The following is a 12,058-nucleotide window of genomic DNA, read 5'->3' on the forward strand; positions in this document are numbered from 1 at the left end:
AACTTATTCCTGTTGTTCTTTGTTCTGGGCGGCCTCAGCTTCAGCCTGCGCTTTCTTTGCCTTTACTCTGGCAATCGCGGCGGCCACAGCTGCTTTCTTTGCTGCTTCGGGATCTGCAGGTTCGGCTGATATTTCTGCTGAAGTAGCGACAGGCTGCTCTGCCTGCAATTTCTTCGCTTTGGCTCTCGCAATCGCTGCAGCGACAGCGGCCTTTCTGGCAGCATCCGGATCATCCGGCGTCACCGTTGTGTCAGACTTAGCGGCTTCCGCGGATTGCTCAGATTCTGCTTTTTTGGCTTTCACTCTGGCGATCGCCGCCGCCACAGCCGCCTTCTTGATACTTTCAGCATCAGCGGATGCAGTCGGAGCATCGGCATTTGCTGATACAGAGGCAGATTCACCAGCAGCAATTTCTGCTTTACGCGCTTTGGCTCTGGCTAAAGCTGCAGCCACTGCGGCTTTGCGGGCATCATCGGCAGGAACAGCTGTACCTGTTGCCGCCGGGAGGTGTGCTTTTTCAGTCTGGTGCTGTATAGCCTGAGCTTTACGGGCTTCCCGTTCTGACCGCATATCTGCATCGGCCGGGGCAGTTTTATTCTGCTGGGCCTTAAGTCGCATAATGGCTGCAGCAACAGGATCTGCCTCCGCTGACGATAGCGGACGTGCCGCTACAGGCGGAACATGCGCCTCACGGGCCCGGCGTTCTTCTTCCAGACGTAGTTTCTTTGCTTCAAAGCGTAATTTTGCTCGTTCGGCTTGAGCGGCTTCTTCCCGAAGATGCTGGATTTCCGCTTTTTCCTGACGGTAGTAATGTACCAGCGGAATATTGCTCGGACATACCCATGCGCAGGCACCACATTCAATACAATCAGATAAATTGTATTTTTCAGCATTCTCGTGGTCACCGGCTTTGCTGTACCAATAGAGCTGTTGTGGCAGCAGTTTTACCGGGCACACTTCCGCACATTTACTGCAACGAATGCAGTTCATTTCATCGTCACGCGGCGGCAACTCAGCCACACTGGGCGCCAGCAGACAGTTGGTGATTTTGACTACCGGCACATCAGCATGCGGCAGGGTAAAGCCCATCATTGAGCCACCCATGATCACGCGCTGACGCGGCTCCGGGATCAATGAGAACTGAGCCAGTAACCAGCGAACGGAAGAACCTAAACGTACCCAGGCATTACCGGGTTTTTTAAATTGTGTGCCGGTTAATGTAACAACCCGGCGGACCAGCGGTTCATCTTCGATGATGGCTTGCCGGATTGCGTAGGTTGTACCCACATTAACCATGACGACACCCATTGACAGTGAACGACCGCCAGACGGAACTTGTCTTCCCGTCAGGATTTCGATCAGCTGACGAGCACTTCCTGACGGATATTTCGTCGGGATAACACGCACAATCACATCATCAGGCAAGGGGTTGAGCAGAAAAGCAGAAATAGCCTCTGGTTTATTATCTTCAATGGCAATAATGGTAATAGTCGGACGCAGAATATGCTTGATGATCTCAATACCTTCCAGGATCTCTCTTGCATGCTCACGCATCAGACGGTCATCTGCTGTAATGTAAGGCTCACATTCAGCACCGTTGATAATCACAATCTCGGCTTTTTCACGCGCAACACTTAATTTGGCGTAAGTAGGAAAACCGGCACCACCAAGGCCTGCAATACCTGCCTGTCGGATACGCTCAAAGAGTTGAATCGAATCATACTGGTGGAAATCAGGCCACGGCTCACATTCACGCCATTGATCAAGACCATCAGGCTTAATGTGAATACAAGGTTCACTTAATCCGGATGGATGCGCGACGGTGTGCAGCTCAATCGCGGTAATAACTCCGGAAGTGCTGGCATGCACCGGCACTTCCATTGGATGATCACTGGCAGTCAGTTGCTGCCCGGCTAATACACGTTCACCCACTTTAACCAGCAAACGTCCGATTCTGCCGCTATGTTGTTTGATCGGAATAACCAGAAAAGGGGGGATGCCGGCATCGACCAACGGTGTTTCACTTGATTCACGCTTATGCTCATCCGGATGCAGGCCACCATGGAAGTCCCAGATCTTGCCCTTACGGATTTTGCTGATGATATTGATAATACTCATTGCACCATTCTCACCGGAATTGTTTCAACATCCCACTTCCAGCGATCAGGCGTGGCGGGTAATTCAATCATTTCAATACAATTAGTCGGGCAGGGGTCGACGCATAAATCACAACCGGTGCATTCACTGCGTAAAATGGTATGCATCAGTTTGGGCGCACCAATAATGGCATCGACAGGACAAGCCTGAATGCATTTGGTACAGCCGATACAGAGATTCTCGTGAATAAATGCCACTCGTTTTGGCGGCGCCATCAGCAATTCATTATCATCCGATGGCGGTTCAACCCCCATTAGATCGGCAATATTCTGAATAGTCTGCGCACCACCCGGAACACATTTATTGATACTGTCACCATTGGCAATCGCCTCTGCATAAGGGCGACATCCCGGATAGCCACATTGACCACATTGTGTTTGCGGTAATAAAGCATCCAGCTGATCCACAATCGGATCGGATTCCACTTTAAAGTGGATCGCAGCAAAGCCCAGCAGCAACCCGAAAATGAGTGCCAGTGCAGCAAAGATAAGAATAATCAGTAAGATATGGTTCATATATTAGAGCTTAATCAGGCCGGTAAAACCAAGAAATGCCAGTGACATCAGTCCGGCGGTAACCATCCCAATTGCAATACCCTGAAACGGCGCGGGGACATCTGCGGCGGCCAGTCGTTCACGTAAACTGGCAAACAGAATCAACACCAGCATAAAGCCTAAACCACCGCCAAAACCATAAACCACGCTCTGCATGAAATTATGCTGCATGGTGATATTCAGAAGAGCCAGGCCAAGCACAATACAGTTGGTGGTGATTAATGGCAGGTAGATCCCCAAAATACGATAGAGATCCGGGGCACTTTTATGGATCACCATTTCAGTAAACTGAACAACGACAGCGATAACCAAAATAAAAGCCAGTGTACTGAGAGATTCTGCAGCAAGCGGTACCAGCAAATAATGCTGCACCAGATATGCGAAAGCGGATGTCAGAGTCAGCACGAATGTGGTTGCCAGACCCATACCTACGGCAGGCTCAATTTTTTTGGATACCCCCATAAACGGGCATAATCCTAAAAACTTAACCAGAACAAAATTGTTAACCAGAACCGTACTAATTAAAAGTAACAGGTATTCCAACATGATACATACCTCAGCTTGCAAGCGCCGCATATTATCTTCGTATGTACGAAGCTTAACAACCGTTAAACCGAAGGGTTTCTGGATATTAGTATACCGAACGGCTAGACTTTGCTCTCTTTAGCCCCATATCCAGGAGGTAATTTTGGGCGTCCTTCCAATGCTGGCACTTACTATTGCCATGCTGCTTTGGTCCAGTGCATTTATCTCGTTAAAATATCTGCTGGATTTCTTTCATCCCACGCAGATTGTTTTCATCCGTATGCTGATTGCCAGCGGCTGTTTTTTATTCTTCGGCCGGAAACTTTTACAATTTCGTTATCAGGCCGGCGATTGGCGCTGGCTGGTGATCATGGGAATTGCGGAACCCTGTCTCTACTTTTTATTTGAGACTTCTGCACTACAATATACAACCGCCGGGCAGGCGGGCGTTATTACAGCAACATTACCGCTTCTGGCCTCGATCGCCGCATTCCTTGTATTGAAAGAACGGATCGGAAAACCACAAATTCTCGGCTTTGTTATCGCAATTCTGGGGTGTACCGCATTGAGTATGGCAGGTCAGAGTGATGAACAAGCCAGTAATCCATTATTGGGTAATTCATTAGAGTTTATGGCGATGTTGTGTGGTGCGGTTTATTCAATTTCAATCCGCAGACTATCATCCCGCTATTCCGTTCTGGTATTAACGGCATTTCAGGCTTTTGTCGGTAGTCTTTTTTTCGGACCGTTAGCATTACAGCATGCAATGCCGGCCGATGTTTCTCTGCTCCAGTGGGGAAGCCTGATCTATCTGGCAACAATAGTAACCATCGGTGCTTACTGGCTGTATAACTGGGCAATCAGTAAAGTAGCAGTATCACTGGCCACTGCTTACATTAATCTGATCCCGGTGTTTACTTTATTACTGGCATTCTGGCTATTGAATGAGCGGTTAAACTTCTGGCAGTGTGTCGCGTGTGGTGCTGTGTTTATCGGGGTTGTGATCAGTCAGTTGCCGGAAAAAGTGGCCGTGACAGCAAGAGAACAGGTTCCGGAGAGTCTTTAATGCGGGATAGCACACGAGGGGAAGGAAATCCCCCCGTGCTTTCAGCCATTATTCGAAATGAGATAATGCCCGGGCGAAATCCATCACTTCTACTTCCGCACCGCTCAGTGTTTCATCCCATTCCACACCAATCAGTACACCGTCAGCATGCAACTCGTTAACCCACTCATCATAAAACTCATCCAGAGGGATGGCTGCCGGTTCATAATCTTTCCATTCATCACAGCACAACAGTTTCGCGGCACGTTCAGATGACCACAAAGGCATTACATCGACCGCATCGTCATCAGAGGAGTCGCAAACCACCCATTCATCTTCAACCTGCAGCCCCCACAAAACACCGCTGTCTTTCACTTCAGTGATAAATTTTTCCGGAATATGCAGTTCAGTATGGTCGGTCATTTTTAAGTTCCAAATTCAGTGGATGATAACGATTGTGTATTGTAGCGGAAAATTCAGCTTTCTGTATTTTGACTCTTCTTCATAAGCTCTCTGTGAGTCATGAACATCCGGAAATCAAATTCCAGCTGGTGGTAAGAGGGTTCCATATACTCGCATAACTGATAAAACGCTTTATCGTGCTGTGTTTCTTTCAGGTGCGCCAGTTCATGAACCGCAATCATGCGCAAGAATTCCGGCGATGCTTCCCGGAACACGCTGGCAATGATGATGTCATGCTTTCGTTTGATCTTGTTACCCTGTAACTGGGCCTTGCGCACATTCAGCCCCAGGGCATGATGTACTATCGATAACTTGCTGTCATAGCGAACCTTGCTGATAGCGGACACATTCCGCATATAACGGTTTTTCAGCTCAGTCACATAATCAAATAACGCCGAGTCGCTCTGTATCGTGTGTTTTTCCGGATAGCGCTTTTCCAACCAGGTGCCCAACTGCTGCTTTTGGATCAGCTGCCGTACCTGCTGCTGTAGTTGCTCCGGATAACCACTGAGATACATTAAATCAGACATGATGATTTACTCTCCGGACGGCGCTTTTTTAGCCCAGGGAGAACTTTTCGTTATCACATACAGTTCTTCGACTTTAGCCCGGGCCCATGGTGTCCGTCGCAGGAATTTAAGACTGGATTTAATACTCGGCTCGTTTTGGAAACAGTTGATATCAATACGCTGGCCTAATACATCCCAACCGTAATGTTCAACCAGTTCCGTAACGATGCGCTCCAGTGTTACGCCATGCAGCGGATCTTTGGATTGAAATTGAGTCATATACGAGATTTTCTACCGAATAAAATCAGGCCGACAGATTAGGAGATGAATACTGAAATAGCAAATCAGCAGCAATAGAAATAGCGATTTAATTGTGTGATTATGATCACCATTTCACATCTATCATAATTATCATGGAATTAGAGCTTTCAACCCTGATCTTGCTGGCCATCTGCGGCGTTGCTGCTGGCTTTATCGATTCAATTGCTGGTGGCGGTGGTTTATTAACGGTGCCGGCATTGCTGAGTGTGGGCATTTCACCTGCACAAGCGTTGGCTACCAATAAACTACAAAGCAGCTTTGGCAGTTTTTCTGCCACGTTCTATTTCTTGCGCCGTGGTTACATCGATCTGAAACTGATCAGAAATGGCATCTTTTTTACCTTTATCGGCAGTGCACTAGGTACCTTGCTGGTTCAGCAGATTGACCCTTCGGCATTAAAACAAGCCATTCCTTTCATGCTGATAGGCTTTGCGCTGTATTTCATCTTTTCCCCCCGCATTGGTGAAGAAGATCGCCAGCAACGGATCAATTTTTCTCTGTTTTCTTTATTAGTTGGGTTAGGTGTCGGGTTTTATGATGGCTTCTTTGGTCCCGGCACCGGCTCATTCTTTGCTATCGCATTTGTTGCTCTCGCAGGGTTTAATCTTTCCAAGGCAACCGCGTATAGCAAATTGCTTAATTTCACCTCGAACATTGCTTCACTCATTTTCTTTATGCTGGGTGGAAAAATTCTCTGGCAAGTGGGCATCATTATGGGTGTAGGGCAGTTTATCGGTGCCCGTCTTGGTTCAAAAATGGTGGTGAGTAAGGGGAGTAAGATTATTCGTCCCTTACTGGTGACGATGTCTTTGATTATGTCGGCCAGACTGCTTTGGCAACATTATGCTGGTTAATTGTTAGTCATCATTTTGTCATCTGTTACGGGCACTCTCTATTAGGTAACCAAGGAGAGTGCCTATGAAATTACGTCGTAAAAAGATTCGCCAGCGCCATATGTGGTTTAGTTTGTGGCAGTACGAATTATCGCCAGTGAACCAACCGAACTTGATGCCTGTCAAGGTCAGCGAAAGATAATTAAGGTTGTTCTTGCAGAACAGAAGGCGGCTTTGCTATCAGTCAGTTATATTTAAAAATAAACGCTGGTAATGCCTTATGTTTCTGGAACAAATCGATATAACGGGATTCCGTGGTATCTCCAGGCTATCTGTCAGGTTAGGACAGACTACCGCGTTGATCGGGGAAAATGCCTGGGGTAAGAGCAGTCTGCTGCGGGCGCTCTGGAGTCTCATGGGGCATGATGCATTACCCTATCAATTTGTTGCGGAAGATTTTTACCGCGCCGCCTGTGATGGTGCCAATGAGCAGGAACTTACCATTTGTCTGACATTCCGTGAGCATCGTCCGGGTATCAGTCAGCATTCACATCGTCTTAACCGCTTATCCGCGGTATGGACCCATCATCATCTGGATATGTTTCACCGTATCCATTACATCGCTAAAGCCCGTCTGCATGCTGATGGTGTTACCTCTGAACACTATTTCGAAGATGCGCATGGTACCAGGGTACTGGGCGATAACAGTGATGAACTGGTTCGTCTGTTAAGTTCAATGAATCCGGTATTGCGTTTGCGTGATTCTCGCTCAATCAGTGGTTTATCCGGGCCAACAACGGACACTGACGAGTTCGTAGAAGATATATCAGACCTTTTGCAGGACTGTACACCTGAGCGGCAGCAGCACATAACCGAAGGGGTTCATGCGGCAGAGTATCTGCTGGATCGTTATTTCATGAACGTGCCGCATCGCACCAAGCGCAGTCAGCGCGATATTATCAATCAGCCAGGTGTGCTCCACGGATTAACCGATTGGCATGACTTGTTGCGGAATATGGATAATGACACCATGCAACAAATGCTGTCACGTATCGGCCATGCACTGCTGGCAGCCCATTCCGGACGGGAGCTGGAAAGTGAGGCCCGACCTATCTATATTCTGGAAGATCCGGAAAGCCGCTTACACCCGACAATGATGTCGATTGCCTGGGGGCTGATTCAGCAACTTCCGGGGCAGAAAATTCTGACTACCAACTCTGGTGATCTGTTGGCAACGTTGCCATTAGGTCAGATCCGCCGTCTGGTTCGCATCAATAACACGACCCGCAGTTATCTGATGGATGAAAACAGGTTCTCGGCCGATGACTTACGCAAAATAACCTTTCACGTTCGTATTAACCGCCCTATGTCGCTGTTTGCCCGCTGCTGGTTATTGGTGGAAGGAGAAACCGAGCTGTGGTTGTTATCCGAACTGGCTCTGTTATGCGGCTATCATCTTCCGGGCGAAGGGGTGCGTATTATCGAATATGCACAATGCGGGTATAGTCCATTAATCAAGCTGGCAAACGATCTGGGCATTAACTGGCATATGCTGGCAGATGGTGATGAAGCGGGGGTTCGTTATATTCATGGCGCCAGACGCTTATTAACGGAAGAACATCAGCGCAGTGAGCGTAGTGGTGGTGGTCTGACCCTGTTACCAAACCGAGATATTGAACATTTCCTGTATGCGCATGGGTTTGAAGATGTATATCGCCGTGAAGCCGCGCTCAGGGATATGCGTAATTTGCCGGTTAACAAAATCATCGACCGGGCTGTATCGCGCCGTTCAAAACCGGGCATGGCGCTGGCCGTAATAGAAGAAGCCATGCAGAGAGGGGCAGATAGTGTGCCTGTACTGTTGCAGAAGATGTTTGATCGGGTTGTCGATCTGGCCAGACAGCAGGCATAAAAAAGCCTTCCGGAGAGGAAGGCTTCATTCGGAGCAGATAGCTGATTAAAACAGAATTTTAGTCAGATTATACAGTTCTTCGTTGAACGGACGCTTCATGTTCTCGATACAGTCGATGATGTCGTGGTGTACCAGTTCATTTCTCTGCAGACCGATACAACGACCACCCTGACCTTCGATCAGCAGATCAACGGCGTAGGCACCCATACGGCTGGCCAGGATACGATCACGAGCGGTTGGCGAACCACCACGTTGAATATGACCCAGGATAGTCGCGCGGGTTTCCAGACCGGTATGCAGCTCAATCAGATTTGCCAGCGCGTTAACATCGGTAACGTGTTCACAAATAGTGATGATTGCATGACGTTTGCCGCTTGCAATACCTTCATCGATGTTTGCCAGCAGGTCTTCTTTCTTGAAGCCTTTTTCCGGCACGATAACGAATTCTGCACCACCAGCAACAGCAGCTGCCATTGCCAGGTCGCCACAGTGACGGCCCATAACTTCAACCACAGAAATACGTTTGTGGGAAGTAGAGGTATCACGCAGACGGTCAATCGCTTCCATGACGACGTTCAGTGCGGTATCAAAACCGATAGTGAAATCAGTACCAGCGATATCGTTGTCGATAGTGCCTGGCAGACCGATACATGGGTAACCCATTTCAGTCAGTTTCTTGGCGCCCATGTAAGAACCGTCACCACCGATAACAACCAGTGCTTCGATGCCGTGTTTGTTCAGGTTTGCAATCGCTTCGCGGCGTACACTTTCTTCTTTGAAAGCAGGGAAACGAGCAGAACCCAGCATGGTGCCACCACGGTTAATGATGTCTGAAACGCTACGGCGCTCCAGCTTTTCGATACGGTCACGATGCAGGCCCAGATAGCCGTCGTGAATACCATAAACCTCGATACCTTTGGCCAGCGCAGCACGAATTACAGAACGGATCGCCGCGTTCATACCTGGTGCATCACCACCACTGGTTAAAACACCAATTTTCTTGATCATAGTGTGCCTCTACATATGAAATACAAAAAACAAATTCTTGAGTTACGTACTACACATAGCCTGTATTTATGATTATATCAGCTGTCTCGATAGTCACCCTAGTCCATATCCAGACTGTGTAATACAGAACAAGGCACCCCTTATCGGGATGCCTTGTAAAAAATATTACTTAGCTGCAGCAGCGATGATAGTAGAGAAATCTTCTACTTTCAGAGATGCGCCACCAATCAGACCACCGTCGATGTCAGTCTGAGCCAGCAGTTCAGCAGCGTTTGCAGCGTTCATGGAACCACCGTACAGAACCTGTACTTTAGCAGCAACGGCAGCGTTGAAACCAGCCAGGTAAGCACGGATGTGAGCGTGTACAGTCTGAGCGATTTCAGGAGTAGCAGTTTTACCGGTACCGATAGCCCATACTGGTTCGTAAGCAACAACTGCGTTAGCAAAAGATTCGATACCAGCAACGTCGATAACAGCTTTCAGCTGAGCTTCAACAACAGCATTAGTTTCGTTTGCTTCGAACTGTTCCAGAGTTTCACCAATGCACAGAACAGGGATCAGGCCAGCAGCCTGAATTGCAACGTATTTTGCAGCAACAACAGCGTCAGTTTCTGCGTGCAGAGTACGACGTTCGCTGTGACCAACCAGAGCGTATTTACAGCCGAATTCTTTCAGCATAACCGGAGAGTTTTCACCGGTGAAAGCGCCAGCAGTGTGCAGGTCAGCATCTTGTGAACCGAATTTGATCGCAGAACCGGCAGTCAGCTGTTCAACTTGACCCAGGAAGATAACGGAAGGGCAAACAGCCACTTCAACATTTGCTGCAGCAGCTGCCGGCGCTTTCAGGCCGTTGATCAGCGCTTCAACAGAAGCTTTAGTACCGTTCAGTTTCCAGTTACCCATGATCAGTGGTTGTCTCATTTCGCTGTATCCTCAGAATTGTTGATGGTTATAAGTATTTGCACCGCATTATAGAAGGAGTGACGCCTGACGAATAGACGCCATTTTGTTACTGCCAGTAAATTTTTATTCTTCTTACTTGTTGTTAGCAGAAACTTCACCTTCATGTAACGAAAGCGATTAAAAAGTCGCCGGATAATTAACAAGTCAGTTACGAATGCGATTCCACAGCGTTCCAATCCATTCGTGCAGTGCCATTTCAGAGTACATCAGATAACGACCGGATGGTAAATACCCATATAGTGGAATATCCCCCTGAACCAGGCGTCCGACATACTGAGCCGGTGCCGGAATGACATTTGCTGCGGTATCTCTGAATAAGCTCATAGCGCGAGGCATATGCGATGCCGAGGTTACCAGCGCTGTGGGATGATTACTGATCAGCTGGCTATCCAGCGCAACTTCCTCTTCGGTATCTCTGGCGTTTTCAATCAAGGTCATATCGTTACGGGATATGCCATTCGCTTCGGCCACCCGGGCATACATCTGCGCGCCTGATACCGGATCACCGGCAATGCTGCCGGAGAAAATCATATGTGCCTTTGGATTTAGTCGCTTGATGCGTAATGCTTCCTGTATGCGCGCTGAAGCCGCTTCAGTTAGCTGACTGTTAAGCGGAACCGATGGGTCAGATACATGGCCGTGACCCAGCACAATAATGAAGTCAACGGTTTGTCCTTCCGGGAAAGGAGGATAAAGCTGCTCCAGAGGACGGTTCAAGCCGACACTGACCGGGCGTAGTGAGAAGGTCACCAGTAATAGCGTGGCAACCGAGACCAGCAATTTGCCACTTTTCTGCCAGCGGGTCAGCCATAGCAGTAATAACCCGGTACACAGTAGCAAAGCGCAAAATGGCAGCGGCATCAGAAATAGTCCGAGCCATTTTTTAAGCATAAAAATCATATATTCATCCCGATTTGACGATCAAAATTCCCCGTTTTCACTGCTTGTGACAGAATAGCGGCCTTTTTTATTAGTTACAGCAGAACATTCGTATATGTCGGATCACTCATTTGACGGGCTGTCAGAAAAATTTGCACAGAACATTTATGCCACCAGCAAAGGGAAAATACGTACAGCTGTTGTCTGGCGTGATCTGGAGCAGGGACTGGCACAACTTGGTGATCGGCCACTGAGGATTCTGGATGCCGGTGGTGGTTTTGGGTTTTTTGCCCAGAAACTGGCCGCATTGGGGCACGATGTCACATTATGTGATCTTTCAGCCGATATGCTGGCACTGGCGAAAGAGCAAATCGCGGAAAAGAAACTGACGGACCGTATCAGACTGGTACATTGCTCAATACAGGATCTGCCTGTTCATGTGCATGGTAGTTTCGATCTTGTGTTGTGCCATGCTGTCGTTGAATGGCTGGCGGAACCAAAGCAAACGCTGGCAGGATTGCTGAACTATCTGAAACCGGGCGGGCTGTTTTCATTATTGTTTTATAACCGCGATGCGTTACTGTTTCAGAGTCTGGTGGTCGGCAATTTTGACTATATCCGTGCTGGTCTGGTAAAAAAACGCCAGCAGAAGCTGACACCGACTAACCCGCAAGCACCGGCAGATGTCTATAAATGGCTGGAGGAGTGGGGAATGCCGCTGCTGTGCCGCAGCGGTGTACGGGTGATCCACGATTACATGCGTCACAAAGAAGATCAGCACAAAAAGTTTTCCGATTTACTGGAAATGGAATTACGTTATTGTCAGCAGGAACCGTTTGTCCATCTTGGGCGTTACATGCACCTGCTGGCCAGTAAGCCGTGATTGATAA

General features: G+C 48.3%; 13 protein-coding genes. 4 read left to right on the forward strand and 9 right to left on the reverse strand.

Translation table 11 applies throughout. The features are described from left to right. Positions 1–3: 3 nt before the first annotated feature. From rsxC to rsxA, 3 genes are read right to left on the reverse strand one after another with little or no spacing between them, the layout of a single operon-like run. Entirely contained in the window at positions 4–2,118 is a 2,115-nt protein-coding gene (gene rsxC, locus TOLA_RS07385) for an electron transport complex subunit RsxC (protein ID WP_015878534.1), read from the reverse strand. Further along, a complete protein-coding gene (rsxB, locus tag TOLA_RS07390) occupies positions 2,115–2,672 on the reverse strand; it encodes an electron transport complex subunit RsxB (RefSeq protein ID WP_015878535.1) in 558 nt (185 codons plus the stop codon). Before rsxB ends, rsxC begins: the two co-directional genes overlap by 4 nt. A gap of 3 nt (positions 2,673–2,675) precedes the next feature. Next, positions 2,676–3,257 carry an electron transport complex subunit RsxA gene (rsxA, locus tag TOLA_RS07395; RefSeq protein WP_015878536.1) on the reverse strand — a complete coding sequence of 194 codons (582 nt, stop codon included), beginning with the start codon at positions 3,255–3,257 and terminating at the stop codon, positions 2,676–2,678. Between the two features lie 142 nt (positions 3,258–3,399). Between rsxA and TOLA_RS07400 the strand changes: the two genes are divergently transcribed. Further along, complete coding sequence (locus TOLA_RS07400; RefSeq protein ID WP_015878537.1) at positions 3,400–4,302, forward strand: DMT family transporter; 903 nt, start codon at positions 3,400–3,402, stop codon at positions 4,300–4,302. Between the two features lie 48 nt (positions 4,303–4,350). On the opposite strand, the gene TOLA_RS07405 is transcribed toward TOLA_RS07400, so the two are convergent. The 3 genes from TOLA_RS07405 to TOLA_RS07415 are packed head-to-tail and all read right to left on the reverse strand — an operon-like array spanning position 4,351 to position 5,531. Then, entirely contained in the window at positions 4,351–4,704 is a 354-nt protein-coding gene (locus tag TOLA_RS07405) for a DUF2750 domain-containing protein (protein WP_015878538.1), read from the reverse strand. A gap of 53 nt (positions 4,705–4,757) precedes the next feature. Then, positions 4,758–5,273: a YgjP-like metallopeptidase domain-containing protein gene (locus TOLA_RS07410; RefSeq protein ID WP_015878539.1), complete on the reverse strand. Its 516-nt coding sequence runs from the start codon at positions 5,271–5,273 to the stop codon at positions 4,758–4,760. Between the two features lie 6 nt (positions 5,274–5,279). Continuing rightward, positions 5,280–5,531 (reverse strand): VF530 family protein, encoded by a 252-nt coding sequence (locus TOLA_RS07415; RefSeq protein WP_015878540.1) that lies wholly within the window; start codon positions 5,529–5,531, stop codon positions 5,280–5,282. 134 nt (positions 5,532–5,665) lie between these two features. Here TOLA_RS07415 and TOLA_RS07420 point away from each other — a divergent pair, with 134 nt between their 5' ends. Together TOLA_RS07420 and TOLA_RS07425 are read left to right on the forward strand one after the other, a co-directional pair. After that, complete coding sequence (locus TOLA_RS07420; RefSeq protein WP_015878541.1) at positions 5,666–6,427, forward strand: TSUP family transporter; 762 nt, start codon at positions 5,666–5,668, stop codon at positions 6,425–6,427. A gap of 259 nt (positions 6,428–6,686) precedes the next feature. Next, positions 6,687–8,318, forward strand: a complete 1,632-nt coding sequence (locus tag TOLA_RS07425) for a DUF2813 domain-containing protein (RefSeq protein ID WP_015878543.1) — start codon at positions 6,687–6,689, stop codon at positions 8,316–8,318. Between the two features lie 45 nt (positions 8,319–8,363). On the opposite strand, the gene pfkA is transcribed toward TOLA_RS07425, so the two are convergent. The 3 genes from pfkA to elyC all read right to left on the reverse strand — a co-directional run bounded on the left by pfkA (position 8,364) and on the right by elyC (position 11,189). After that, the gene (gene pfkA, locus TOLA_RS07430; protein ID WP_015878544.1) at positions 8,364–9,326 is read right to left on the reverse strand and encodes a 6-phosphofructokinase; all 963 of its coding nucleotides are present in this window, start codon (positions 9,324–9,326) and stop codon (positions 8,364–8,366) included. A 165-nt stretch (positions 9,327–9,491) separates the two neighbouring features. After that, complete coding sequence (tpiA, locus tag TOLA_RS07435) at positions 9,492–10,247, reverse strand: triose-phosphate isomerase (RefSeq protein WP_015878545.1); 756 nt, start codon at positions 10,245–10,247, stop codon at positions 9,492–9,494. 186 nt (positions 10,248–10,433) lie between these two features. Beyond that, complete coding sequence (elyC, locus tag TOLA_RS07440) at positions 10,434–11,189, reverse strand: envelope biogenesis factor ElyC (RefSeq protein WP_015878546.1); 756 nt, start codon at positions 11,187–11,189, stop codon at positions 10,434–10,436. Positions 11,190–11,283: 94 nt separating this feature from the next. Between elyC and TOLA_RS07445 the strand changes: the two genes are divergently transcribed. Further along, positions 11,284–12,051, forward strand: coding sequence for a methyltransferase domain-containing protein (locus TOLA_RS07445; protein WP_015878547.1), 768 nt, complete (start codon positions 11,284–11,286; stop codon positions 12,049–12,051). Positions 12,052–12,058: the final 7 nt, after the last annotated feature.

This window comes from Tolumonas auensis DSM 9187 (assembly GCF_000023065.1).
GTDB lineage: Bacteria > Pseudomonadota > Gammaproteobacteria > Enterobacterales > Aeromonadaceae > Tolumonas > Tolumonas auensis.